This is a genomic window from Rhodanobacter caeni, assembly GCF_039523575.1.
Classification (GTDB): domain Bacteria; phylum Pseudomonadota; class Gammaproteobacteria; order Xanthomonadales; family Rhodanobacteraceae; genus Rhodanobacter; species Rhodanobacter caeni.
The window spans coordinates 245,845-271,202 of sequence record NZ_BAAAFO010000002.1 but is presented as its reverse complement, the minus strand read 5'-3'; the positions used below and the strand labels follow the sequence as shown (position 1 = coordinate 271,202).

Annotated in this window: 24 protein-coding genes; 11 read left to right on the top strand and 13 right to left on the bottom strand. The window is 66.9% G+C overall.

Annotation, left to right across the window (positions count from 1 at the left end; all coding sequences use genetic code 11):
• Positions 1-748 precede the first annotated feature (748 nt).
• Both ABD017_RS05675 and ABD017_RS05670 read left to right on the top strand, forming a co-directional pair.
• The gene (locus tag ABD017_RS05675) at positions 749-1,465 is read left to right on the top strand and encodes a glycosyltransferase (protein WP_343881066.1); all 717 of its coding nucleotides are present in this window, start codon (positions 749-751) and stop codon (positions 1,463-1,465) included.
• 33 nt (positions 1,466-1,498) lie between these two features.
• Positions 1,499-1,867 (top strand): DUF488 domain-containing protein, encoded by a 369-nt coding sequence (locus ABD017_RS05670; protein ID WP_343881064.1) that lies wholly within the window; start codon positions 1,499-1,501, stop codon positions 1,865-1,867.
• 8 nt (positions 1,868-1,875) lie between these two features.
• Here the strand turns inward: ABD017_RS05670 and ABD017_RS05665 are convergent, their stop codons facing one another.
• Positions 1,876-2,805 carry a patatin-like phospholipase family protein gene (locus ABD017_RS05665; RefSeq protein WP_343881062.1) on the bottom strand — a complete coding sequence of 310 codons (930 nt, stop codon included), beginning with the start codon at positions 2,803-2,805 and terminating at the stop codon, positions 1,876-1,878.
• A gap of 196 nt (positions 2,806-3,001) precedes the next feature.
• On the opposite strand from ABD017_RS05665, the gene ABD017_RS05660 reads away from it, so the two are divergent.
• Positions 3,002-4,774, top strand: a complete 1,773-nt coding sequence (locus tag ABD017_RS05660; RefSeq protein WP_343881060.1) for an SLC13 family permease — start codon at positions 3,002-3,004, stop codon at positions 4,772-4,774.
• Between the two features lie 229 nt (positions 4,775-5,003).
• Here the strand turns inward: ABD017_RS05660 and ABD017_RS05655 are convergent, their stop codons facing one another.
• The gene (locus ABD017_RS05655) at positions 5,004-5,981 is read right to left on the bottom strand and encodes a helix-turn-helix transcriptional regulator (RefSeq protein ID WP_343881058.1); all 978 of its coding nucleotides are present in this window, start codon (positions 5,979-5,981) and stop codon (positions 5,004-5,006) included.
• Positions 5,982-6,109: 128 nt separating this feature from the next.
• On the opposite strand from ABD017_RS05655, the gene ABD017_RS05650 reads away from it, so the two are divergent.
• Positions 6,110-7,003 carry a hypothetical protein gene (locus ABD017_RS05650; RefSeq protein WP_343881056.1) on the top strand — a complete coding sequence of 298 codons (894 nt, stop codon included), beginning with the start codon at positions 6,110-6,112 and terminating at the stop codon, positions 7,001-7,003.
• A gap of 93 nt (positions 7,004-7,096) precedes the next feature.
• On the top strand, positions 7,097-7,894 hold the full coding sequence (locus ABD017_RS05645; protein WP_343881054.1) for a DUF481 domain-containing protein: 798 nt from the start codon (positions 7,097-7,099) through the stop codon (positions 7,892-7,894).
• Positions 7,895-8,270: 376 nt separating this feature from the next.
• On the opposite strand, the gene hemC is transcribed toward ABD017_RS05645, so the two are convergent.
• A complete protein-coding gene (gene hemC, locus ABD017_RS05640) occupies positions 8,271-9,185 on the bottom strand; it encodes a hydroxymethylbilane synthase (RefSeq protein ID WP_343881052.1) in 915 nt (304 codons plus the stop codon).
• A 283-nt stretch (positions 9,186-9,468) separates the two neighbouring features.
• Entirely contained in the window at positions 9,469-9,906 is a 438-nt protein-coding gene (locus tag ABD017_RS05635; protein WP_343881050.1) for a RidA family protein, read from the bottom strand.
• Positions 9,907-10,126: 220 nt separating this feature from the next.
• Between ABD017_RS05635 and ABD017_RS05630 the strand changes: the two genes are divergently transcribed.
• Positions 10,127-11,179, top strand: coding sequence for an NAD-dependent epimerase/dehydratase family protein (locus tag ABD017_RS05630; RefSeq protein ID WP_343881048.1), 1,053 nt, complete (start codon positions 10,127-10,129; stop codon positions 11,177-11,179).
• A 297-nt stretch (positions 11,180-11,476) separates the two neighbouring features.
• Here the strand turns inward: ABD017_RS05630 and ABD017_RS05625 are convergent, their stop codons facing one another.
• The 6 genes from ABD017_RS05625 to ABD017_RS05600 all read right to left on the bottom strand — a co-directional run bounded on the left by ABD017_RS05625 (position 11,477) and on the right by ABD017_RS05600 (position 18,340).
• A complete protein-coding gene (locus tag ABD017_RS05625; protein ID WP_343881045.1) occupies positions 11,477-12,595 on the bottom strand; it encodes a TIR domain-containing protein in 1,119 nt (372 codons plus the stop codon).
• A gap of 70 nt (positions 12,596-12,665) precedes the next feature.
• The gene (locus ABD017_RS05620; RefSeq protein WP_343881043.1) at positions 12,666-13,340 is read right to left on the bottom strand and encodes a hypothetical protein; all 675 of its coding nucleotides are present in this window, start codon (positions 13,338-13,340) and stop codon (positions 12,666-12,668) included.
• Positions 13,341-13,628: 288 nt separating this feature from the next.
• Complete coding sequence (locus ABD017_RS05615; RefSeq protein WP_343881041.1) at positions 13,629-14,336, bottom strand: LytR/AlgR family response regulator transcription factor; 708 nt, start codon at positions 14,334-14,336, stop codon at positions 13,629-13,631.
• Positions 14,333-15,370 carry a sensor histidine kinase gene (locus tag ABD017_RS05610; RefSeq protein ID WP_343881039.1) on the bottom strand — a complete coding sequence of 346 codons (1,038 nt, stop codon included), beginning with the start codon at positions 15,368-15,370 and terminating at the stop codon, positions 14,333-14,335. The genes ABD017_RS05615 and ABD017_RS05610 overlap by 4 nt, the downstream gene beginning before the upstream one ends.
• 26 nt (positions 15,371-15,396) lie before the next feature.
• A complete protein-coding gene (locus tag ABD017_RS05605) occupies positions 15,397-16,062 on the bottom strand; it encodes an alpha/beta hydrolase (RefSeq protein WP_343881037.1) in 666 nt (221 codons plus the stop codon).
• Between the two features lie 133 nt (positions 16,063-16,195).
• Positions 16,196-18,340: a prolyl oligopeptidase family serine peptidase gene (locus ABD017_RS05600; protein WP_343881034.1), complete on the bottom strand. Its 2,145-nt coding sequence runs from the start codon at positions 18,338-18,340 to the stop codon at positions 16,196-16,198.
• 145 nt (positions 18,341-18,485) lie between these two features.
• On the opposite strand from ABD017_RS05600, the gene ABD017_RS05595 reads away from it, so the two are divergent.
• Together ABD017_RS05595 and ABD017_RS05590 are read left to right on the top strand one after the other, a co-directional pair.
• Complete coding sequence (locus tag ABD017_RS05595) at positions 18,486-20,909, top strand: S9 family peptidase (protein ID WP_343881032.1); 2,424 nt, start codon at positions 18,486-18,488, stop codon at positions 20,907-20,909.
• A 43-nt stretch (positions 20,910-20,952) separates the two neighbouring features.
• On the top strand, positions 20,953-21,423 hold the full coding sequence (locus ABD017_RS05590; protein WP_343881030.1) for a GNAT family N-acetyltransferase: 471 nt from the start codon (positions 20,953-20,955) through the stop codon (positions 21,421-21,423).
• Positions 21,424-21,557: 134 nt separating this feature from the next.
• Here the strand turns inward: ABD017_RS05590 and ABD017_RS05585 are convergent, their stop codons facing one another.
• Positions 21,558-21,917, bottom strand: a complete 360-nt coding sequence (locus tag ABD017_RS05585) for a cupredoxin domain-containing protein (RefSeq protein ID WP_343881028.1) — start codon at positions 21,915-21,917, stop codon at positions 21,558-21,560.
• Positions 21,918-21,927: 10 nt separating this feature from the next.
• Positions 21,928-22,476: a DUF4142 domain-containing protein gene (locus ABD017_RS05580; RefSeq protein WP_343881026.1), complete on the bottom strand. Its 549-nt coding sequence runs from the start codon at positions 22,474-22,476 to the stop codon at positions 21,928-21,930.
• A 146-nt stretch (positions 22,477-22,622) separates the two neighbouring features.
• On the opposite strand from ABD017_RS05580, the gene ABD017_RS05575 reads away from it, so the two are divergent.
• The gene (locus ABD017_RS05575; RefSeq protein ID WP_343881024.1) at positions 22,623-23,321 is read left to right on the top strand and encodes an RNA polymerase sigma factor; all 699 of its coding nucleotides are present in this window, start codon (positions 22,623-22,625) and stop codon (positions 23,319-23,321) included.
• A 92-nt stretch (positions 23,322-23,413) separates the two neighbouring features.
• Here the strand turns inward: ABD017_RS05575 and ABD017_RS05570 are convergent, their stop codons facing one another.
• On the bottom strand, positions 23,414-24,250 hold the full coding sequence (locus tag ABD017_RS05570) for a helix-turn-helix transcriptional regulator (RefSeq protein ID WP_343881022.1): 837 nt from the start codon (positions 24,248-24,250) through the stop codon (positions 23,414-23,416).
• Positions 24,251-24,495: 245 nt separating this feature from the next.
• On the opposite strand from ABD017_RS05570, the gene ABD017_RS05565 reads away from it, so the two are divergent.
• The gene (locus tag ABD017_RS05565; protein ID WP_343881020.1) at positions 24,496-24,747 is read left to right on the top strand and encodes a hypothetical protein; all 252 of its coding nucleotides are present in this window, start codon (positions 24,496-24,498) and stop codon (positions 24,745-24,747) included.
• A 211-nt stretch (positions 24,748-24,958) separates the two neighbouring features.
• Positions 24,959-25,330, top strand: a complete 372-nt coding sequence (locus tag ABD017_RS05560) for a MarR family winged helix-turn-helix transcriptional regulator (protein WP_343882182.1) — start codon at positions 24,959-24,961, stop codon at positions 25,328-25,330.
• Positions 25,331-25,358 lie beyond the last annotated feature (28 nt).

Sequence of the window (25,358 nt, the reverse complement as noted above, 5' to 3'; positions counted from 1 at the left end):
GCGCCATCGTGGCGCGGACTCGGTGCGCCGCGGCTGTGCCGCGGCGAGAGCGCGGCGGCATGAGGCTTTCGGTGTTTTCGTCTCGCCTCCGTTCGCCCTGAGCGTAGCCGCGCAGCGGCGAAGTCGAAGGGTGCGGTTGGCGGGAGCCCTTCGACTTCGGCCTTCGGCCTACGCTCAGGGCGAACGGCTGAGGTGGGCGGCGCCTTTGTTTTTGCCTTTTGCTTCTGCCCTGGCTCCATCCCGAGTGCGGGCCAGGATGGCCCGCTGCTCTACCGGGGCCCCTGTGCGGCGGTGAGACGGGGTCGACAGGCCGCGCAGCGGGCGAGTCCATGGAGGGACTCGCCTTTTCGTGCGGGCAGGATGCCCGCTCGAAAAGCCCGGCCCCGGCTCACGGACTTGCCGGGCAGGAAGCCCGGCAAGCGCCAAGCGGGGTGGCCTTCTCTTTGGTTACTTTCTCTTGGCCACGCAAGAGAAAGTAACTCGGTCGCCGCAGGCGATCGAAAGCTCTTGCTCCTGCCTTCGCTCGGCCGACAAAAGCGTCGCGACTGAAGTCGCTCCTACAGAGAGCCAGAGGCATCGCACAGGGTGCGCTCCTGCAAACAGCAAGGGCATGGCGAGTGAAGTCGTTCCCGCAATGGTGCTTCGTCAGGCGCCTTTCCAGGGCGCGATCAGCGCGTCGGGCCGCCAGGCATTAAACTGCGGGGCTGTTGCGCCACGCGCAATCGCCATCACGCCCAAAGGCTTCCCCATGCCGCAACTTTCCGTCGTCGTCCCCGTGTTCAACGAGCGCGACAACATCCCGCCCCTGCTGGCCGAGATCGCCGCCGCGCTGCGTGGCCGGCTGCCGTTCGAAATCATCTACATCGATGACGATTCCAGCGACGACAGCCGCGCGGTGCTGGCGGCGCAAAAAGCGTTGCATCCGGAATTGCGTGTGCTGCATCACGTCACCCGCAGCGGCCAGAGCACGGCGGTGTGGAACGGCGTGCGCGCGGCGCGGGCGCCGTGGATCGCCACGCTGGATGGCGATGGCCAGAACGATCCGGCCGACATCGTGAAGCTGCTGGCCGCGCGCGACGGCGCCCCGGCCGAGGTGCGGCTGTTCGCCGGCTGGCGCACCACCCGCCGCGACAGTTTCAACAAGCGCATTTCCTCGAAGATCGCCAACGCGGTGCGCTCGCGCATGCTGAAGGACGCCACGCCCGACACCGGCTGCGGCCTGAAGCTGTTCGAGCGCGAGGTGTTCCTGCGCCTGCCCTATTTCGACCACATGCACCGCTACCTGCCCGCCTTGGTGAAGCGTGCCGGGTTCCAGACCCGCAGTGTGCCGGTGGGCCATCGCCCGCGCACGGCGGGGGTTTCCAAGTACGGCATGCTGGACCGGCTGTGGGTGGGGCTGGCCGACCTGCGCGGCGTGGCATGGCTGATGCGCCGCGGCAAGGTCACGGCGGTCGAGGAACTGTAACCGCTGCCAAGCGCGCGGCCTGCGGGGGTTGTCATGGGCATTGCCATCAAACGTGTCTACGAGGCACCCGCCGAGGGCGACGGGTATCGCGTGCTGATCGATCGCCTGTGGCCGCGCGGCCTGAAGAAGGAAGCGGTGGCGATGGATGTCTGGGCCAGGGAGCTGGCCCCGTCCACCGAGCTGCGCAAGTGGTTTGGCCATGACCCGGCGCTGTGGGACGAATTTCGCCAGCGCTACGCGGCCGAGCTGGCCGACTCGGCCGACGTCTGGCAAGCGCTTGCGCAGCGATCCGCCAAGGAGCCGGTGACGCTGCTGTATGGCGCGCGCGATGAGGCGCACAACGATGCGGTGGCGTTGAAGGCGTTGATGGAGCAGTGGCTGCGCCGGCACAAGCCGCGCTGAGGCCGGCGTCAGGGATTGCGCAGCGGCGCCCCGCCGTGGTGCCAGTTGGCGAGCGCCTCGCGGGCTTGCTCGTGGCCGCGCTCGATCAGTTCGCTGGCGCGGTAGAACTCATACACGCTGGCCATGTTGCGTGGCAGCTGGATCAGCAGATCCGGCTCGTAGGCGGCCAGCCGCAGGCGCGACAGGTTCGCCTGCATCAGATCCATCGATTGCGTCAGCAGCTCGAACGCACCCGGCACCGCCGGCCGCGCTTCGCCGTGCGGGATCATGCGGCCGATGAAATCGCCGATGCGCTGGCGGTAGCTGTTGCCTTCGCGCGGGGTTTCCGCCGGTGCATCCGCCGGCGTGGCGACCAGTGCGGGGCCATCCACGCTGACGGCGACCAGATAGTCGGCGTCTTCGCGGATCAGCGGCGTCACCGGCACCGGGTTGAGCAGCGCGCCGTCGATCAGGCGGCGGCCGTCGAGGGTGCAGGGACGAAACACGGTGGGTATCGCGATCGACGCGCGGATCGCGTCGAACAGGCTGCCGCGGCCCAGCCATACCTCGCGCCCGCGATCCAGGTCGGTGGCCACCGCGGTGAAGGCCAGCGGCAGCTCCTCGATCCGCGTGTCGCCGACCAGGGTGCGCAGCGTCTCGATGATCTTTTCGCCCTTGATCAGGCCGCCGCCGGTGAAGGTCCAGTCCACCAGCCGCAGCACGTCGAGCTTGGCCAGCGCGCAGACCCAATCGGCGTACACGTCGAGCTTGCCCATCGCATGGATGCCGCCGATCAGCGCACCCATCGAGCTGCCGGCGATGGCCACGATGTCGTAGCCCTGCGCCTCGATTTCGCGGATCACCCCGATGTGCGCCAGGCCCTTCGCGCCACCGGCGCCCAGCGCCAGCGCGACGGTGGGTTTGCGGTCGGTGGAGGCGGCGGGCAAGGCGTCGGTCATGGGTGGGTCGATGGCGGATGGATCATCACGATACGTTGGCACCGGCCTGTGCTGAAGTCCACGCTTCTGGAAACCGGTCAGGTGTTTGTCTCATGATGCACCCCGTGAATGATGACAAACCCATCGCCCGCACCATCGGCGGACGCCGGATGTCCTGGGGCTTCCCGTCGCGCCAGTGCTGCGCGGGGGTTGGCCGGTGAGCTGGCAGGCGTGGGCCACCGTCGCGATCATCGTGGGTGCGATGGCGCTGTTCGTCAGCGAGCGGGTGCGCATCGACCTGGTCGCCCTGCTGGTGCTGGGCGCGCTGGTGGTGCTGGGCATCGTGACGCCGACCCAGGCCTTGTCCGGCTTCAGCAACGAGGCCACGGTGACGGTGGCGGCGATGTTCGCGCTGAGTCTGGGGATCGAGCGCTCCGGCGTGCTCGATCCGCTGACCCGGCTGCTGATGAAGATCCGCAAACCGTGGCTGCTGACCCTGGCGATGATGCTGGCGATCGCACCCCTGGGCGCGTTCGTGAAGAACATCGCGCTGGTGGCCACCTTCCTGCCGCTGGCCTTGCGCGTGTGCCAGCGCACCGGCACCTCGCCGGCGCGGGTGCTGATGCCGATGGCCTACGCCGCGCAGATGGGCGGCGTGTGCACGCTGATCGGCACCTCGTCCAACCTGCTCGCCGACAGCCTGGCGCAAAAGCACGGCATGGCCGAGTTCGGCGTGTTCGAGTTCACCCGCATGGGCGCGCTGCTGGCGGTGGTGGGCATTGTCTACCTGATGGTGATCGGCCGGCATCTGCTGCCCAAGCACATCGACACCGCCCTGTCCGAAGGTACCGACGTGGGCAAGTTCGTGACCGAGCTGGAAGTGGGCGAGGATTCCCCGCTGCTGGACACGGCCATTGCCGATGCGCGGCTGGGCGAGAAATTCGGCGTCTACCCGCTGGAACTGCTGCGCGGCGAGCGGCGGATGTGGTCGCCACGCGAGCAGAAGCTGCAGGCCGGCGACGTGCTGCTGGTGCGCGGCGACTGGGAGAAGATCGAGGAGTTCCAGCGCCAGAACAAGCTGGCGAACGCGCCCGAGCGGCGCTACGCGAAGGAGGGTGACCAGCCGCGCGTGCTGGCCGAGATCATGGTGGCGCCGGCCAGCCCGGTGGAGGATCGCCGCCTGGCCGAGATCGGCCTGGACTGGCGCTACCGCGCCACCGTGCTGGCGCTGCACCGGCGCGGCGAGGTGCTGCGCGACAAGCTCAGCGTGACGCGCCTGGCCGTCGGCGACGTGCTGATGGTGCTGGTGGACGAAGATGCGATGCCGAAACTGCGCAGCGACGAGTCCTTCATCGTGCTGAACGAGCGCGACGACGCCCGCGGCATGTCGCGCAAGGCCATCGTGGCCGCCGCGATCATGCTCGCCGTGGTGGTGGTGTCCGGGCTGCACTGGCTGCCGATCCCGATTGCCGCGATGTGCGGCGCGGTGGCGATGGCGCTGACCGGATGTTTTGGCCGTAAAGACGTCTACGAAGGCATGGACTGGAAGATCATCGTGCTGCTGGGCGCGATCCTGCCGCTGGGGCTGGCGATCGAGAACACCGGCCTTTCCACCGTGGTGGTGCACGGCGCGATGGGAATGGTCGGCGGCCACGGCCCGCTGGCCGCGCTGCTGATGGTGTACCTGCTCACCGCGCTGCTCACCGAACTGATGGGCCACAACCCGTCGGTGGTACTGATGGTGGGCATCGCGGTCACCGTGGCGCATGCGATGCACGCCGACCCGCGCCCGTTCGTGGTGGCGGTGGCCTTCGCCGCGGCCACCTCCTTCGCCACGCCGGTGGGCTACCCCACCAACACCATGGTCTATTACGCCGGCGGCTACCGCTTCACCGACTTCATGAAGGTGGGCATCCCGCTCATCGCGATCTTCTGCGCGCTGTCGATGTGGCTGATACCGGTGTTCTGGCCGTTTAATCCGCCTCAATAAGGCAACGCGTTCTTTGCGTTCGCCCCCTCTCCCCTTTGGGGAGAGGGTTGGGGAGAGGGGCCACGCCGCATCGCACTTTCGACGAAGCGCGCCTTCGACCAGCCTTATGGCAAGCACCGAACCCTCACCTCAATCCTCTCCCAATGGGAGAGGAGGCGATCGTGCCGAGCAGGTTCGCTTCTTCGTGCCGCCGGTTGGGATGGGATCGGTCGCCGGGATGGGGCTTCATCTATGCCTGGGCGTATCCGCCCAGGGCCAGCTGCAGCAGGATCTTCATCTCCTCGCGCAGCGAGAGCGGCGCCACGACCTCCGCGTCAGGGCCGTACTTCAATACGTCCATCAGCAGTTCCTTGGAGTTGGAATACGGCACCTTCAGCTCGTAGCGGCCGTCCGGCAGCCATTCGCCCTTCTGCTGGGAGTGCCAGTGCTCGTCGGCGACCCAGCGGGCGGCGTGGGCGGAGAAGCGCAGCGTGGCCCAGGCCTTGGGCTTGCCGGCGAAGATGCCGTAGCTGGAGGCCAGCAGGTCGTTGAGCTCGGCCTCGCTGACGTCGGTGGCCGGCTGTTCCAGCGCCTGCGCGTCGGCGATGCGGTCCACCGCGAAGCTGCGCAGCGCCTCGCGGTCGTGATCCCACACGTCGAGGTACCAGTTGTCGCGGTAATGGGTCAGCCGCTGCGGCGAGACGGTGCGGTGGCTATCCGCATTGGTGGTGCGCGCGCGGTAGCGGAACCGCAGCTGCCGCCGCCGCAGCACGGCGCCGGCCACGGTGCGGAAAACCTGCTGGTCCAGCCGGCGTTCGCCCCACGGGATCACCCGGATGCGCTCCAGCGGCAACGCGCTGCCGCTGCCCTGGTCGGAGAGCAGCCCCTCGATGCGCGCCTTGAACGGCGCCAGCGCGCCGGCCAGCACGCCCGGCCCGCTGCGGCCCATCAGCTCGTTCAAGGCCAAGAGCGCGGCCAGCTCGTCGGAGGTGAGCCACAGGCCGGGCAGTTCGAAACGCTCGCCCTCGCCCAGTGCGTAGCGGAACGCGGCCGAATCGCCGCCCGCACTTTCGATCGGCGCGCCCAGGGCATCGCGCAGAAACGCCACGTCGCGATACAGCGTGGCACGCGAGCATTCCAGCTCGCCCAGCAGGCGCGGCAACGGGATCGGGTAATGCGCCGATTTCAGCAGGCGGTGCAGGGTGAGTATGCGTTCGTAGCGATCCATGACGCGGTTCCGGGCAGGTTGGCGATGCCGGCGTTTGTAGCACGGCGGGCGTGTGCGGGGCTGTCGTCGGGACACGTGGAGACGCATGCCGTATCCTCAAGGTTGATGCCTTGATCGATTTTTCCGTCATGCCGCTCATACCTTCCCCACCCGACGCCGTGCCGGCCAACGATGCGGACGGTGCCGGCGCTGCGCGCTCGGCCAGCCATGTGGCGGCGCCGTTGTGGCGCGTGCTGGCCGTCAGCGGCCATGGCCTGTGGGCGTGGCTGGGCCTGGCCCTGCTATTGGGCTACCAGCAGGGCCGCAACGACACCTTGCTGCCGCTGGCGGTGGGCCTGATCCTGGCCGGGTTCGGACTGTTGCTGGCCTGCCTGCCCGGGCGCGCCCCGCGCGACTGGTACGGCTGGCGGCCCCGCCGCGACAGCCGACCCACGCGCGCGGCGCTGCTGGCCTTCGTCACCTGCCTGCCGATGCTGGGCGTGGCCGGCCTGGCCCGGGGCGACAACGAGTTCTGGGCCACCCGCCTGGCCGGCGCGGCGCTGGCGCTGTGCAGCCTGGCGAGCCTTGCCTACAACAACTACGACCGTCGCCAGCCATGGCGCCCGCTGGCGCCCTCGTCATCGTCGCTGGTGCCGGTGCGGCGACTGCTCTTCGCCGCGTACGCCGGCAGCTTGTGGCTGTGGGCGCTCAGCCTGGCGCAGGATCAGTCGGACTCGCCCTTCCTGGGCCGGCCCTGGTTGCTGCTGGCCCTGGTGCTGGCCGTGGCCACGGGCAGCATGGGTGCGCTGCGCTGGCGCTCCCTGGGCCAGCGCCGGCCCGAGCGCACGGCAGCCTTGCGATCCGCGCGCTGGCTGGCCATGACACTGGGTTATGGCGTGCCGGTGCTAGCGCTGGCGCTGGCCGTGGCGCCGCAGCTGCCTACCCCGCTGCTGGCCGCGGTGGTGGCGGTGCCCAGCTGCCTGGCCGGCCGCTGGCTGGAGCAACGGCAGCTGGCGGTGGTGCGCGGCAATGACCTGCGGTAGGCCGAAGATGGCGCCGTGGCGCCATTCATAGCGAGTTCAATGCCGGCGTCTATCCTAGTTGGTCACCTTTACTTAACAAAACGGACCCTCCGGATGAACAAGACCCTGATGGCCAGCGTGCTGCTGGCCGCCTGTGCCAGCTTTGGCGTGCAGGCGCAAAGCGCCCCCAACAATGGTGGCTGGAGCGGTTCGGGCGAATTCGGTTTTGCGTCCTCCACCGGCAACTCGCGCTCGGAGAACCTCAACGCCAAGCTCGGCCTGAACCAGGAAAACGACCAGTGGAAGAACAGCTTCTTCGTCGACGGCCTCCGCTCGAAGAGCCAGCAGACCGTGGAGGACGAGGACGGCAACACGGTCAAGCAGTTCAACACCACCGCCAACCGCTACGACGGCGGCGCGTCGGTGGGCTACAAGCTTGATCCGCGCAGCTACATCGTGGGCGCGGCGCGTTACGAGCACGACGATTTCGGCGCCAACCTGTGGCAGGGCATCGTCTCGCTGGGTTACGGCTACATCGCCCTGAAGGACGAGCGCAACGAGCTCTCGTTCGAAATCGGCCCCGGTTACAAGCGCTACCGCCCGGCCGACACCTACGTCATCGTCGACAGCGAGAGCGTGGCCGTGCGCCAGCCGACCGAAAGCGAAATGGTCGGCCGCGGCCTGCTCAACTACAAGTACAAGCTCACCGCCAACACCTCGTTCGACGACACGCTGCTGGTCGAAGCGGGCTCCAAGAACACCTACCTGCAGAACGACGCCGGGCTGGCCGTCAGCATGACGAAGAAGCTGGCGCTGAAAGTGGGCTTCCAGGTGCGCCACAACACCGATGTGCTGCCAGGCACCAAGAACACCGACACGCTCACCACCACCAACCTGGTCTACAGCTTCTGAGCTGATCGCACCGGGCAAGCCGCGACGGCCCTTCCGCGCAAGCGGGAGGGCCGTTGTCGTTGCAGCGACCGCGCTTTTCTCCCTCCCCTACCTGCAGGGGGGAAGCCAGAGGCGCCACGCTTTTCTCCCTCCCCTGCTCGCAGGGGAGGGCTGGGGAGGGGTTCGCTCTTGATCTTCGCAGCAATCCCGAGCAACCCCCTCCCAGCCTCCCCCTGCTTGCAGGGGGAGGAGCCAAAGGCGTCACGCTTTTCTCCCTCCCCTGCTCGCAGGGGAGGGCTGGGGAGGGGTTCGCTCTTGATCTTCGCAGCGATCCCGAGCCACCCCCTCCCAGCCTCCCCCTGCAAGCAGGGGGAGGAGCCAAACGCGTCACTCTGCCTCACAACCCCAGCAACGCCCCGGCACCCTGCTGCAGCAACGCCTCGGCCACCTGTTCGCCCAACGCCTGTGCCTGGCCGATGGCCGCATGGGCTTCGGCGTGCAGCAATCGTCCACCCTCGACATCGCCCACCATGCCGCGCAGATGCAGGCCATGCTCGCCCAGCACGCACCAGGCGCCCACCGGCACCGTGCAACTGCCGCCCAGCGCCCGGTTCATCGCCCGCTCCACGCTCACGGTGACCCGCGTATCGGCGTCGTCCAGTGCGGCCAGCAGGGGCAAGGCGGCGGCGTTGTCGTCGCGCGCCTCGATCGCGATGGCGGCCTGCCCCGGCGCGGGCAGCCAGTCCGGCGCGGCCAGCCGCGAGCGGATGCGCGAGGCCAGGCCCAGCCGCTCCAGTCCCGCACACGCCAGCACGATGGCGTCGTAGACACCGCCGTCGAGCTTGCCCAGCCGCGTCCCCACGTTGCCGCGCAGGTCGAGCAACTGCAGGTCCGGCCGCAGCGCCCGCAGCTGGGTCTGCCGCCGCAGCGATGACGTGCCCACCCGCGCGCCGGCCGGCAGCGCGGCGAGGTCGGCGAAATCGTTGCTGACAAAGGCGTCGGCCGCGTCCGCGCGCGGCAGGATCGCCGGCAAGGTGAAGCCCGGCTCCAGGTCGGCCGGCACATCCTTCAGCGAATGCACGGCCAGGTCGGCGCGCCCTTCCAGCATCGCCACTTCCAGCTCCTTCAGGAACAGGCCCTTGCCGCCGATCGTGGCCAGCGGCTGATCCAGGATCTCGTCGCCGCGCGTGCTCATCGGCACCAGCACCACCTCCACCGCCGGATGCGCCGCGCGCAGCAAGCCCGCCACATGCTCCGCCTGCCAGAGGGCCAGCGCGCTTTTGCGGGTGGCGATGCGCAAGGTGGTGGTCATGGGGGCTCCGCGGGCATTGGCAAAGCCGTATTGTCGCGCAGAACGGCAAATCCGACCGCCGACGATTCGCCGCAGCCCGTGGGAACCCCCTTGTGCTGCCTGCCGGACCCGACTTCGCGCCAAGGGTCCTGGATGAAGAGCGCGAAGGGGGTGTTCCCGTACAGCGCGACGAGCACGGTCTACGAGGAGAACGGGTGACCGTAAAGCGCCAAGGACATGGCGGCGACCATCCGCCACATGCAGGAGCGACTTCAGTCGCGGCCCCGCCTTGCCGGCCCGCCGTTCATTCCTCGAACACCGCCGTCAACTCGACTTCCAGAACAAAGGACGGGAGGTAAAGGCGCTGCACCTGCACCCAACTCGCGGCGGGCAGGTTGGCGCCGTAAAACTCGTGGCGAATGGCCTTGTTGGCGATGAACGCGTCCAGGTCCGTGGCAAACACCGTTTCGCGCACCACGTTCGCAAAAGACAGCCCTTGCGCTTGCAGAACCTCGCCAAGCCGCCCGTACACGGAGCGAACGGCAGCATCCATGCTGCCGCCGGCCGCCACACCGGATACATGAAGCGTGTTGCCGCTACGGACTGCCTGGCAAAAGCCGACGTCCTTCTCCAACGGCTCCATGGAATGGAAACAGGCGTGTCTGGCCTGCGCGGCTGGCGCCGCCGAAACGGTGCCGGATACGGCGGCCAGAGCCACCGCCAAAAGCAGATGTCGAGTCATGGATGTCCTGCGTTGACTGATGCCATCGTCGAGCGTCGGCGCAGCCGCCAACCTGGAACGGGATGTTACGCAACCTTGCGGCCAAGCGGCGCCCGGTGAGTTCTGGCAGTGACCAATGCTGTTGTCGCCGGCTCGCCTCACGTGTCGCCACCAACCAGATACATTGGCGAGTGGGTCGAATCGTTTCGACTCGGTCTGAAATGGCACGAGGGAGCCCAGCATGCGCATGTTGTTTATCGGGGGGACGGGACTTATTTCTTCGGCGGTGTCGCCGCTCGTCGTCTCCCGGGGGCACGATCTGACCCTGATCAACAGGGGCACTTCGCTCAAGGCCAACGCCCCGGAGGGCGCTCACGTGATCGTGGCCGACGTCAACGACACGGCGGCGTTCCGGGCGGCGATCAAGTCGGACGTTGCGGCCAACGGCCACTACGACTCCGTGGTCCAGTGGATCGGATTCGATCCCGACCACATCAGCCGCGATATCGAGACCTTCGCGGGCATCACCCGGCAGTACGTCTTCATTTCGTCCGCCTCCGCCTACGAAACCCCTCCAAGCTTCTACATCGCCAGGGAAAGCTCCACGCCGCTCGCCAACCCCTACTGGCAATACAGCAGGGACAAGGCGGAGTCGGAGGCGCGGCTTGAGTCCGCTCATCGTGAAACCGGATTCCCCTTCACCGTGGTCCGGCCCTCACACACGTATGCGCATTGCGACATCCCCGCCGCGATCAACTCGTGGACGCACCCGTGGACCGTCGTCGACCGCATGAAGCGCGGCGTCCCCATCCTGGTCCCTGGCGACGGCTCCAGCTTGTGGACCCTCACCGATCATCGCGACTTCGCGCATGCTTTTGCGGGTTTGCTGGGCAACGACAAGGCGATCGGCGAGGCCTTCCACATCACGTCGGACGACGTGATGACGTGGAACCAGATCCACGCGTTCACCGCGAGCGCCGCGGGCCTGGACCCCGGGCGCGTCTACGAGCAGACCGTATTCGTGCCCACCGACCTCCTGGTGCGCTTCAACAAGGAGGCTTTCGAGGGCCCCATCAAGGGCGACAAGGCGAATGCCGCGATCTTCGACAATACCAAGGTGCGCTCCCTCGTACCCGACTATCGACCGCAACACCGTTTCGAGGACGCGATCCACGAGTCGATCGCCTGGTTCATGGAAAAGCCCGAGCGGCGCAGCATCGACACCGAGGCAAACGCCTTGTACGACGACGTTTCGGCGCGTTTCCTGCGCGGTGTAGGGGCGATGTTCTCCTAGCGCGTCACCGGCGAGCCTGCGTCATCGAGTAGTTCTTCCCCACCTTGCAACAAAGAGGTCATCTCGCCTCGCCAGAGGTTCCGGAGCGCCAGAGATTGCGCTGTCCATCGAATGTGCGCGAGCGCAGGCAACAAACCACCTGTAGGAACGACTTCAGTCGCGATGCTCTGGCTTGTTCCTGCATTCGGGTTTACCGAGGCTTCTAGAGCAAGGGCTTTTCGTGCGCCTGCCAGAAACAATGGTCAGTCGATTTAGAAAGTTTACTCTGACCCCTGTTTCGCCGTGCTACGGCCTAGCCTACAGTAGGCCTTCTCGCTCCAGAACCCTACGCACCTCCTCGAACACCGCCGAAATGTTGCCGGCAGGGAAGCGTATTTGCCCAAGACCTGAGATGTTGGTGAACTCCTCGCAACCCTCCTCCAGCATCACTATCGCCTTGGTGAACCCGAGGCAGCCCTGAAATAGCCCGGCCTCATGGATGACGTTCATTCGCGCTTGGAGTGATCCGTCCGCTCTCTCGTCCTCTGCAGTCATCACTAGAAATGCAATTGCCGCAGCTTCTAGCATTTCAGAAAGTCGAGCGATGTTGGTCACGCCAGCAACCGGAACCCTGTTGAACTCGTCCCATGGCAGAGAAAGGCGATCTCGAACAAAATCTTTCAAGTCGCGCCATGCGGTAGCGCGCCCATGACCAATAAATACGTTTGTACCGATTCTGACTGTTGACGCGGCGCGTTTGTTCTTTCTTTCGATGTGAGAAGCGGCTTTTCGGGCAATCAAACCAGCTTCGTGGCAGATTGCGAGCGCATGCTCTATTGAACGGTATTCTGACTTTATTGCGCAATGAGGTGGCAGCTGTGTCCCTTGGCCAAGAACGATTGTGTCGCGTGTCATCACCTGACCTCCGCGATTCATGTTTTGTGCGACCTCGAACGGGGACAACGGTTCGAATTTTTCAAGCTGCTCTTGTAGTGATTCAAGAAACTTGTCACTGCCCGAATCTATCTCAGTCTGGATGATAGATATCATGCCCGCTTTCGCAGATTTGAAAGATTCTTCTGCAGCGTTCGCTGCTTCGTGAGCTCGCGATAGATCGAAGTGGCCTGCGAGCGATTGGATGTGCGCTTTTACAGCTTCAGAGTCGTACTCCATCCAATCTCCGCGCGAACCCATGCCGGAAATCGTGTCCATTAGCCCCCACTCCTGACTGAAATGTGCGCCAGGTGGAGGTGGCTGAAAGTTCTGGTAGTAGACCCGTGAGTGATAGCCGAGCCAAGAGCCAGAGAAAGAGCGCCCGACTTCGTTAACTGCACGTCGAAGCGCGGCTATGGGTTCCTTGATTTCAGGGATCTGGCCGAGCCCTGCTTGGTTGTCTAGCTCATCGGCGATCTTGAAGAGCTCTTGGTGGGACGTCACGAATCTCTCCTGTGCCACATAACGCCTGAATTAAGCCGCACCGCGAAGCGGCGTCGGCTTGAATGAATTGTTAGCCATTACCCCGCTTCCATCTTGCATCAATCTCCTCGCAGGCTGCAGCAATGTCATTCATCTTGCGAACATGGGACTTCGGAGCAGTGGAGACGGTCTGAGTGGAAACGTCGACTACGTAGCATTTGCGATGGTCTACGACTGGCGAGTTCTTTTCTTTCTGCAAAAACACCTTAGTCGCTGCTCCAACGTATCCGGCCGCCAACTCAGTTAACGGCGTCGTCTTGGGGAAATGAAGTTTGATAGCGCCCTTGATGTCTCCAGTTATCGGGTCCTTGAGATAGGCATCTGGCCGTATAGATACCGAGACTCCGCTGATCTCCATTGACTCTGATGCTGAGCTTTCCAGGGGAACGACGGTTAGATCATCGAGCTCTATTTGCTCGCTGGCTTCAAGAAAATTCTCAATCGCTTCGGCCGATGCGAGTCGGTCCTGGTGAGCGAACTCAGTTCCATTGTCATCGAGACGAAGCCGCTGAGCTGCGGCCAAGAGAGATGACTCATCCGCCATCCCGGAAACGAGGTACTGCAAGATCTCTGCGCGGGCGTCCGAGTATCTTGCGGCAATGAAGGCTTTAGGATCCTGTTGATCTTGGATGATGCGCTTCCGTCGCGAGGGCGTAGCGGTAAGGTACTCACCGAGCTTGTTCAGGCTGATTTTTGGTCCGGACATGGCTGATCCTTCAGTAATGGCTAACGCTATGTAAATTTCAAAGTGCAGGGTGATCCTGCAGCCTATCCCCGTGCGGAGATATCTTCTTGGTGCTGTTGGTGTGCCCGAATCAAGGACTCGCCTCCGTTGATGCAGCCTAATCCCGTCGAAACTAGGATCGCGCGCTTCGCCTCAACGAACGACCGTCCTGTGCGTATCTGCTGGCGGCCTCCCTTCGCTGCACCAGGCGATGCGCTCGCCCGTTTGTGAGCCGCTGCCGCGTGACTCCTTTTGATATAACCCGACACCTCACCCCAACCTCAACAACTTCCGCACCGCCGGCAGATTCCTCCGACTCACTTCAGGCGCGAGCTCAGTGCCATCCAGCCGCGCCAACGCACGACCATCCGGCAGGATTTTCAGCCCCAGCAACCGCGCCGGCGGCACCAGACAATTGCGGTGCAGGCGGAGCAGTTGATCGGGGTAGGTTTCCTCCAGCTGTCGCAGCGATTCCTCAATCAGCAACTCGCCGGCCTGGTGTTGCACGACCACATATTTCTCGTCGGCCAGCAGGCAGATCACTTCGTCCAGGGCAATGCGTACGGGGGCGCCGCGCAGGCGGCCGTGGAGGAAGGTGGTGCGTTCGCGGGGTGGTTCGGCCAGGCGTCGTTGGGCGCGTTGCAGGGCTTCGCGCAGGCGGTCGAGGCGGACGGGTTTGAGCAGGTAGTCGACGGCGCCGAGTTCGAAGGCCTGCAGGGCGTGGGCTTCGTAGGCGGTGCAGAAGATGATCAATGGCCGTGGGCGGCCGGCCAACCGGCCGGCCAGGGCGGTGCCGCTGAGTGCGGGCATGTTGATGTCCAGCAGCAGTACGTCGGGCTGCAGTTCGCCGAGCACGGCCAGCGCGGCTTCGCCGTCGGCCACGCTGCCGACCAGTTCGCAGCCGTCGCATTCGGCCAGCAGCGCGGCCAGGCGGGCGCGGGCCAGCGGTTCGTCGTCGACGATCAGTACGCGGGTCATGCGGCCGGTCCCGGCAGGTGCAGGGTCACCACGAACTGGTCGCCGCGCGGGCCGGCCTCGAAGCGGGCGCGGGGGCCGTAGTGGTAGGCGACGCGTTGGCGCACGCTGTCCAGGCCGTGGCCGTTGCCCGGTTCCGGCGGCGTAGTGGGTAACGGGTTGATGATTTCCACCCTGACGCCGGCGCCTTCGCGGGCGCCGCGCAACACCACTTCGCCGCCGGCGCGCAGTGGCTGGATGCCGTGGCGCACGGCGTTTTCCACCAGCGGTTGCAGCAGCAGGCGCGGTAGCGGGAAGTCGGTGGGTAGCTCATCCAGGTCGCGCACCACGCGCAGGCGCTCGGCGAGGCGCCATTGCTCGATGGCCAGGTAGCGCTCGATCAGCGCCAGCTCCTCGCCCAGGGTGCCGTCGTCGGTGTCGTGCTGGCCCAGTGCGGCGCGGAACAGTTCGCACAGGTCCTCGACCGTGCGCTCGGCCGCGGCGGGGTCGACGCGGATCAGCGCCGCCACCGTGTTCATGCTGTTGAACAGGAAGTGCGGCCGGATGCGCGCCTGCAACGCGCCGACCTGCGCCCGCGTCACCGCGGCCAGCCGTGCCTGCCACTGCGCCAGCACGTAGAAGTAGCGCAGCATCGCCGCGCCCAGCAGCGCGGTGATGACGGCGTTGTCGCGCACGAAAATCCCCATCGGTGCTGCGATGAACGGCATCTGCAACGAGGCGTCGAGCCAGTGCACGGCGGCGCTGGCGGCCACCACGATCAGCATGATCAGCAGCCACGCGCCGACGTACGGCGAGCGGCCCGGCAGGCGCTGCAGCCACGGCCGCGATTTGCACAGCAGCACGGCGATCACCAGCGCCAGCCAGCTCGCGAACAGCACCGCCACGCTGTAGCCGGACCAGCCGCGCGGCTGGCCGGGCGCCAGCCACATGACCGTTACCGTCAGCGCGCCCACCACGAACCAGGCGAACAGCGCCGGCAGCCGGCAGAAGTCCGGCAGCGGGCTGGCTTCGGGGCGACGGGCGGACGGTTCGCGCATCCGGCGAGTATGCCGTACGCGGGGGTTCAGGCCAGCCGGGCGCCCAGCCATTGGCGCAGGTCGGCGATCTCCTCGGCGCAGACCGAATGCGGCATCGGGTAGCTGTGCCAGTCCACCGTATAACCCAGCGACTGCAGCAGGTCGCGCGAATCCACGCCGCGCTGGTACAGCACCACCGGATCGGCGCTGCCGTGGCCCCAGAAGATCGGCGTGGCGGCGTTGGCCGCGTGGCGCTCGGCGGCCAGCAGGTTGGAGATCGGCACGTAGGTGGACAGCGCCACGATGCCGGCCAGCTTGCGCGGATGGCGCAGGCCGGCGCTGAGCGCGATCGCGCCGCCTTGCGAGAAGCCGACCAGGAAGATGTTTTCATCCGGCACGCCGCGCGCGTTCTCGCGGGCAATCAGCGCCTCGACGGCGGCGATCGACGCGCGAATGCCCGCCTCGTCCTGGCGCGCCCGCGCGTCGAAGCCGTGGATGTCGTACCAGGCGCGCATCGGCACGCCGCCGTTGATCGACACCGGCTGCACCGGCGCATGCGGAAACACGAAGCGCAGCGCCGGCCACTCCTTCGCCACCAGCTCCGGCACGATCGGCGCGAAGTCGTTGCCATCGGCACCCAGGCCGTGCAGCCAGAGGATGCTGTGGGTCGGGTTGGCGGCGGTTTCGTGTTCGACGGTGGGCAGCAGGGACATGGCGGCGATCGGTGGTGGAAGACGGGCGGCATCGTAGCAGCCGCGTGCGACAGGGCGGCCGTCCGTTTGACGCATGCCTGGCGTGTGGACGATGCCTTGAGCCCCTTGAAAGCATCGCCCACAGGGTGGGCTCCTACGGCAGACCCAGCTCGTGCGCGAAGAAGGTCAAGCCGATCGCGGTGTCGCCCACGCGCTGGCTGAAGGGCGCGCCGACGCCGTGGCCGGCGTCCATGCGGGTCAGCAGCAGGATCGGTCGATCCGACGAAGTGGCGTTCTGCAGCGCGGCGGTGAACTTGCGCGACTGCCACGGCGCCACCCGCGGGTCGTTGGCGCCGGTGGTCATCAGCACGGCCGGGTAGGCGGTGTTGGGCTTGACGTTCTGCAGCGGCGAGTACGCCAGGGTGGCCCTGAACTGCGCCGGGTCGGTGATGCTGCCGTACTCGCTGACGTTGTACGGGCCGTTGGCGAAATCCGTCTCGTGGCGCAGCATGTCGTAGATGCCCACGCGCGCCACCACGGCGCGGTAATCGGCCGGATGCTGCACGATCTGCGATCCCATCAGCAGGCCGCCGTTGCTGCCGCCCAGGATGCCCAGATGCCGGCGGTCGGTCCAGCGGGTGTGGATGAGGGCCAGCGCGGCGGCGTGGAAATCGTCGAACACGTTCTGCTTGGCCAGCTTCTGGCCCTGCGCATGCCACACCTGGCCGTTCTCGTTGCCGCCGCGGATGTTGGCGTAGGCCAGCACGCCGCCGCGCTCCAGCCAGGCCAGGTTGGCGCCGATGAAGCCGGGCTTGATCGGGATATCGAAGCCGCCGTAGCTGTACAGGATGGTGGGGCGCGCGCCGTTGGGGGTGGTGCCGGGCATCGACAGCACGGTGACGGGAACCTTGGTGCCGTCCTTCGAGGTACCGTCGATGCGTTGCACTTTCACCTTCGAATAGTCGGCGGCGGGCTTGACCTGGAAGATCGTCTTCAAGCTGCCGCTGCGGCCGTCGTACTCGACCCAGCGCGACGGCGTGGTCCAGCCGCTGTAGCTGATCAGCGCCTTGTCCTGGCCCGATTCGGACGCGATGTCGCCCACGCCGATGCCGTGCGCGGGCAGCGGCAGCCGGCGCACGAAGGCGGCCCTGGCGTCGTACTGCTCGACCCACCAGTCCGGGCCTTCGCTGCGCACCACCAGGAAGCCGTCGCCCAGCGGCGCCAGCTGCTGGATCGCGCCCTTGCGCTCGGGCAGCACCGTGGTGGTGGTGCCGCTCGCATCCACCGCCACGATGCGGCCACGCGGAGCGTCCGCGAACGCCGCCACGTAGAGACGTCCGGACACCCAGGCCGCATTGCGCACATTGGCGTCGTGGCCGAGCACCTTGCGGTACTGGTCGCCGCGGCGCAGGAACACCTCGGCCGGGCCGCCGTCGCCTTCGTACGCCAGCACGGCGGCCTGCGCCGAGGCGGTGTCGTCCACCAGCACGTACTCGGCCACCTTCGAGTAATCGCGGCCGAATACCGTGCGGTCGGCGGTGGCGGGCTGGCCCAGCGCGTGGTGCGCCAGCGCCGCGTTGAACTGTTCCACCGGCTTGCCGGGCACGGGCGGCACGAAGCGCACGTAGCTGAAGCCGCGCTCGTCCGCATCCCACGCCACGCCCTGCGGCGTGGTGCCGCCGCCGGCCCAGGGCAGGGTGTCGGGCAGGCGCTTGCCGCTGGCCACGTCGAGCACGTGGAGGGTGGTCAGCTCGCTGCCGCCCTCGGCCGTGCCGTAGGCCAGGTAGCGTCCCTTCGGCGAGGGCCAGTAGCCGGTGATGGCGGTGCCGCCGTGGTCGGCGTTCGGGTCCACCAAGGTCCTGGCGGCGCCGTCGGGCCAGGCCTGCGCGACCAGCACGGGCTGCGGTTGCGGCGGCGTCTGCTGCTGGTAGAACAGCGTGCCGCCGGCCAGCACCGGGCCGCTGCGGGTGGTGGAGGTGATCGCCAGCTCACGCACCCGCGCGGTGATCGCCGCGCCCTCGGGCATCTTCGCCAGCTCGGCCTCGGTGTAGGCGTTCTGCGCGGCGATCCACGCCTGCACCTGCGGATCGTCGGGGTTTTCCAGCCAGCGGTACGGGTCGGCCACGGTCACGCCGTGCAGCACGCTGCGGTCGGTGCGCGCGGGCGTGGGCGGCGGCAGCACGCGGTGGTCGATCAGCGCCACCTCGCGCGAGGGCGTGCGCGCGTCCGGCGTCGGCGCCTGGGCCAGGGCCTGGCCGGTTACCGACAACATGAGGGCCACCACGAGGGTCTTGCGCATGACGGAAACTCCCAGCAAAACGAAGACGTCGAGGGTAACGCGGGCCACTTCGTTTCCGGGTGATCGCGATGCCTGACTTGTGGCAGGGGTGGCATGCGCGACCGGGCTCGCCCGCTATGCTGGCCATTTGCGGGAAACCCACGCCATGCGCCGATTGCTGCTTGCCGGCCTCATCGCCTTCACCGTCCTGCCGCTGGCAGCAACACCACAGGCCGCCCCGGAACCGCTGGACCTGGAAACCATCATGGCCAACCCCGACTGGGTCGGCCAGCCGGTGGAAAACCCGTACTGGAGCGTGGACGGGCGCAGCATCTACTACGCGGTGAAGCGCGACGGCAGCCCGGTGCGCGACCTTTACCGCGTCGATGCGGCCAGCGGCCAGAGCGTGAAGCTGGATGCCGCGGCGCGGGCGCAGGCCGGTGGCGATCCGGTGTTCGACCGCGGCCGGCGGCATGCCGCGTACATCCTGCATGGCGACGTTTTCGTGGTGGACGTGGCCAGCGGCCAGCGCCGCCAGGTGACGCGCACGCCGCAGGACGAATCCTCGCCGCAGTTCTCCGCCGATGGCCGCGCGCTGCACTTCCGCGACGGCAACGACTGGTACAGCTACGACCTGGCCCAGGCCGTGGTGGCGCCGGTGGCGCTGCTGAAATTCGCCGACGATCCGCAGGACACCAGGCCCGATGCGCTGGGCGAGCGGCAGCTGGCCACCTTCAGCACGCTGCGCCGGATCAAGGCCGACAAGGACGCCGCCCGCCGCGAGGACGAGGCCTTGCAGGCCGCCGACCCCAGCCGCTCGCCGATGCCGTTCTGGCTGGGCGACAAGATCAAGCTGGTCGATGCCGAGCTTTCGCCCAACGGCCGCTGGATGCTGCTGGTCACCGTGCCCAAGGACGCCGACCCCGGCAAGCGGCCGCAGCTCACCCACTACGTCACCGACAGCGGCTACGCCGAGCCGGAGGATGTGCACACGTATGTAGGTCGCAACGATCCGGCCGGCCAGTCGCTGCTGCTGCTCGACCTGGCCAGCCACACGTCGCACGCGCTGCCCACCGACACCCTGCCCGGCATCAAGGACGATCCGCTGAAGGCGCTGCGCGGCGATGCGATCGCCGCGCTGGAAAAGGCCGGCAAGGCCGACCAGGCCAAGGCGCTGAAGGCGCCCGACGTGCGCCCGGTGACCGTGGCCGGCGACGGTGGCGACAACATCGCCTGGAGCGACGACGGCACCGCACTGGCCGTGCAACTGCGCGCCATCGACAACAAGGATCGCTGGATCGCCAGCGTCGATTTCGCCAAACACGCGCTGGTCAATCAGCAACGGCTCACCGACCCGGCCTGGATCAACTGGAACTTCAACGATTTCGGCTGGCTGAAGGACAGTTACACGCTGTGGTACCTCAGCGAGCACACGGGTTGGTCGCAGCTCTACAGCAAGCCGCTGGACGGCAAGCCGGTGGCGCTGACGACCGGCCGCTTCGAAGTCAGCCACCCGCAACTGAGCCCCGACGGCCGCTGGTTCTACCTGCGCAGCAACCAGGTGGCGCCGTACAGCTACGACGTCTACCGCGTGCCCAGCACGGGCGGCGCACTGAAGCGCGTCACCCGTTTCCAGGGCATGGACGACTTCAAGCTCTCGCCCGATGGCCGCCAGCTGGCGGTGCTGCATTCCTCCGCCTACCGCTTGCCGCAACTGGCGGTGCAGGCCGCGGCCGGCGGCACCCCGCGCGAACTGACCGACACGATGAAGCCGGCCTTCACCGCGCATCAGTGGATCACCCCGCAGATCGTGCAGATCCCCTCCAGCCACGGCGCCGGCGTGATCTACGCCAAGTACTACGGCCCGGCCGAAAACGACGGCGCCAGCCGCCCCGCGGTGCTGTTCGTGCACGGCGCCGGCTACCTGCAGGATGTGACGCTGTCGTCCACCTATTACTTCCGCGAGCAGATGTTCAACAACCTGCTGGTGCAGCGCGGCTACGCCGTGTTGGACATGGACTACCGCGCCTCCGAAGGCTACGGCCGCGACTGGCGCACCGCGATCTACCGCAACATGGGCCATCCGGAACTGCAGGATCTGCTGGACGGCAAGGCCTGGTTGGTGAAAAACCACGGCGTCGATCCGCAACGCGTGGGCATCTACGGCGGCAGCTACGGCGGCTTCATGACCGAGATGGCGCTGCTGCGCGCGCCGGGCGAATTCGCCGCCGGCGCCGCGCTGCGCCCGGTCAGCGACTGGACGCTGTACAACCACGAGTACACCGCCAACATCCTCAACGACCCGCAGCTCGATCCGGCCGCCTATACGGCCAGCTCGCCGATCGAGTACGCCGACCAGTTGCAGGATCCGCTGCTGATCGAACACGGCCTGATCGACGACAACGTGCTGGCGGAAGACTCCATCCGCCTGTACCAGCGCCTGATCGAGCTGCGCAAGAAGAACTTCTGGATCTCGCTGTACCCGATGGAGCGCCACGGCTTCGTGCATCCCGACGCCTGGTACGACGAATACCGGCGTGTGTACGAGCTGTTCGACACGTACGTGAAACCGGGGGCACCGAAACCGTAGCGACCTATACTTTCTTACCCCACGACAAGGCTGGCTTCTCACCGTGCACTTCGAGATCACCCAGGCGTCCGCAGCGGACGCACCGGCCATCGCCGACATGGCCGTTGCCCTCACGGAGGAAATCTCCCGCCGCATGGGCGTGCAGCATTTCGACCTGGATATCGACGGGACTGCCGTGCTGTGCGCGCGGATGCTTGCCGAAGGCAGCTACACCACGCTGTTGGCCACGGTGGACGAACGCCCGGTGGGTTTTGTCGGCTTGTCGCAGGGCTATGCCCTGTATGCCGGTGGCGCCATCGGCACGATGCAGGAATTCTACGTGGCGCCCGACTTTCGCTCGGGCGGCATCGGCGCCGCATTGATCGAGGCCGTGAAAGCGCATGCGCGGGCGCGCGGATGGCGCCGCATCGAAGTCTGCACGCCGCCCTTGCCCGAATTCGACGCCAGCCTCCGCTTCTACCTGCGCGAGGGTTTCGAGATCAGTGGTGGACGAAAGCTGAAAGCCGTGGCCTGAAAAAGAGGGCGCGCAACGTATTGGCGCGCCCCAACTGTGGGAGCGGCTTCAGCCGCGATGCCTTTGCCTTGCGGCTCGGGGGTGGAGCATCGCGACTGAAGTCGCTCCTACAAAGAGCCGCTTCCCGCTGCCGGCTACTTCACCACCAGCGTGGCCACCATGGTGGGGTGGAACTTGCAGTAGACCTCCACCGTGCCGGCCGTGGCTTTCATGCGCACGGTGGCGCCCGGTTTCAGGTCGATGTCGAAGCGGCCGTCGCGGGCGGTCGCGGTGTGTTCCAGGATGCCGCGGTTGACCCACTCGATGATGTCGCCGGCGCGTACGCCGGTCGGCATCGGGCCATAGGCCATCGTGTCGACCACGATGACGTGCACTTGCGGCGCCGGCGTGGCCGACGGGACATCAGCGGGCGGTGTCGTCGGCATGGCGGCAACCACCGCCACGTCGCCCATCGCCAGCAGGCTGGCAAACACCATCATCATCGCGCGACGCATGATCAGCTCCTTATTTCAGGCTCTGCGCCAGGTGCTCGGCGTGCATCTGGTGCGACTCGAACAGCTTCAGCCCGGTTTCCAGCAACGACTTCAGCTCCTCGTTCTTCGCCGCCGGAATCAGCGTGCCGGACAGCGCCTGGTTCACCGTCTGGTGAAAGGCCACCTCGTTGGCCGCATAGGCCTTGTCATACGCATCGCCGCTCAGCGCGGCCAGCTTCGCCTGCTCGGCCGCCGCGGCCTTGGCCAGCGACTGGCTTGTGGGGTTGTCGGCCGGCGTCACGCCCAGCTTCTTGCACAGCGCCAGCGCCTGCTCGTTGACGGCGGCGTGGTCGCGCTGCATTTCCTCGGCAAAGGCGATCACGGCCTTGTTGTGCGACTTCTTCAGCGCCTGCTTGGCCGCGGTGACGTCGATCTGGCCGGCGGTATAGGCGATGTGCGCGATCTGCGCGTCATCGATGGTGGCCGGCGCGGTGGCGGCGGCCGGCGCGGGCTGCGCCTGCACGCTGGCGACGGTGCCGAAAGCAAGGGCGATGGCGAGAGCGAAAAGTGACTTTTTCACGTGATTTCTCCTGATGGACATGGGCAGGTTCGGCAGTTGCCCGTCTGCGGCCATGGGATGCGCGTGCCGCCGCGGGGGTTCCGGAAATCTGCAGCGGGAACCTGCGGCGAGGTCATCGCATCTCAATCGGTGTACAAGGAGAAATCATGTCCGCTTCCCTTCATGCCGTTGCCGTTGACTACACCGCGCTGGACGATGCCGCGCTGGTGGCCCTGGTGCGTGGTGGTCAGCAAGGCGCGTTCCGCCACATCATGCAGCGCTGCAACCAGCGACTGTTCCGCATCGCCCGCAGCGTGCTGGGTGAGGATGCCGAGGCCGAAGACGTGCTGCAGGAGTCCTACCTGCGCGCGTACCGCAAGCTGGACACCTTCCGTGGCGAGTCCAGCCTGCTGACCTGGCTCACCTCCATCGTGCTGAACGAGGCCCGTGGCCGGCTGCGCAAGCGGCACAACATGGTCGGGCTGGAGAAAATCGACGAATCCCCCATGGATACCCACCAGATCGTCCAGTTCCCCTCGCGCTTCGGCAGCGAAGACCCGGCCGTATCCGCCGAGCGCACCCAGATCCGCCATCTGCTGGAACACGCCATCGACGCCTTGCCGCCGGCGTTCCGCACCGTCTACATGATGCGCGACGTGGAGGAGTGCTCGGTGGAGGAAACCGCCACCCAGCTGGCGATCAACCCGCAAACGGTGAAAACCCGCCTGCACCGCGCCCGCCGGCTGCTGCGCCACTCGCTGCACGGTTCGGTGGCCGCCTCGCTGGCCGACGCGTTCCCGTTCATGGGCGAACGCTGCGCCCGCGTCACCGAGGCGGTGATGGCGCGCCTGGCGGCGGAGAAGTAACGGTTTCTCCGACGCTTTTCCGAACCACGAACCACGAACCACGAACCACGAATCCCGTCCAAAGCGACTGAAGTCGCTCCTACGGCGTCGCGTCAGGCGGGCTCGCTCGCCAGGCGCTGCGCCATCCGCGCGAAATTCGCGGCGGTGGGTTCGTCGGCGGGCGCGAAGAAGAAGGCGGTGGCGCGGTCGAGGTGGTCCTCGTCGCGGATCGGCATGCGCATTGAGTGGATGCTGAGATCGCCGAAATCCGGGTGGAAGAACGGCACGATGATCGCGCTCAGCGGCGCGGTGTGGCAGCGCTGCCACAGCGTCACGAACTCGGGGCTGGCCGCGGTCAGTGCGCCGATCAGGCGGTCGAAACGCGGATCCTCGGGGTGCGCCGCGTAGTTCATGCGGAACATGCCCAGCAGGTTCAGCGCGCCGTTCTCGAAATCCGGGTACAGCCGGCGCCGGGCCGGGTTCATGAACGCGTTCCACAGATGGTTGTCGGCGAACGGGCCGCCGAACTCGCCCAGGTCGTAGAGCTTCCCCGCCAGCCGGTTCCAGGCCAGCAGGTTGAACACCGTGTCGAGCACGAACGCGGGCGCCTGGTACAGGTCCAGCACCTGCTGCGTCACCGGCGGCAGGCTGAACTGGTGCTCGGGCACCTCGATGCGCGACAGGCCCATCAGCGAGAACAGGTAGGTCTCGTCGGTGGCCGATAGCGACAAGGCGCGCGCGATGCGGGTGAGCGCGGCGGCTGACACGTTGATGTCGCGCCCCTGCTCCAGCCACGTGTACCAGGTGAGCCCCACGTCGGCGAGGGTGGCCACTTCCTCGCGCCGCAGGCCGGGCGTGAGCCGGCGCGTGCCGCGCGGCAGGCCCACCGCCTCGGGCGTCAGCATGGCCCGCCGCGTGCGCAGGAAAGCCTTCAGCTCGTTGCGTTGCATGGGCGTGGTCATCGACAACCGGCGTGGTGGTGGTGGGAGTACCAGCAGTGGGAAGTGCCTTCCCATGATAGCGGCGGTGGAAATAGGGTGGCCTGTCCCGTCCGTCACTTCTCCGCGCGCGATCGCCGAACACGCCATGCGGACGCCTCGACTTCCGTCCACCTCCGCCAGGTACGACTGCCCAGTCCGTTCGCCGCCGGCCATCGCCGTGCCTGTCCGTTTTGCCCCATCGCCAGGAGACCGACATGTCGCTACTCCCCTTTCCCCAAGCCGTGCCGCACGACACCGACGCCTTCACCGATTTCGTGGTGCACGCGCAGCTGATGCTCGATCCGGCCACGCCGGAGGCGGTCCGGCGCGAAGCCGAACCGCGCCTGCTGGCGCAGCTGCCCACCCTGGTGGCGCTGGGCGTGTTCGACCTGTTCGCCATCCGCGACGTCGCCTTGCGCAATTTGGTGCAGGACGAACTGGCGCTCTTGCGCACGCGGGCAGGTTGAAACGGGGCCCAGGCGGTCGCGGCCGCGGCGGCGGCTTTCGCCCTTCCAAGCAGCACTTGCCCCGGCAAACATGGACACCAACATATTTGCCTTGACAAATATAATCCAGGCAATAGAATGCCCGGCCATGGCCTGCGAACCGCCCATTCCCCACACCAAGGACAGCCTCGGCATCCTGCTGGGGCTGGTGCGCACGGAAATCGTCCGCGCGATGGAGGCGGAGCTGGCCGCCAAAGGCGTCGACCTGCGCTTTACCCAGTTCCTGATCCTCAAGCGGCTGGCCCGGCTGGGGCCGATGTCGGCCACCGAGCTGGCCCGCGCGGTGGAGCTCGATGGCGGCGCGATGACCCGCCAGCTCGACCAGCTCGAACGCAAGGGCTACCTGCGCCGCTGTCCGCACCAGCAGGATCGCCGCGCCCTGCGGATCGAGCTGACCGCCGCCGGTGAGGCCATGTGGCAGGAACTGGTCGGCTGCAACGAGCGCGTGCTGCAAGCGGCGCAACGTTCGCTGGATGAAGCCGAACGCGACCGCCTGCACGACTACCTGGAGCGCGTGCTGCTGGCGCTCCGCGACAAGACCTGATTTCGAACCCGAACTCCCAGGATTTCAC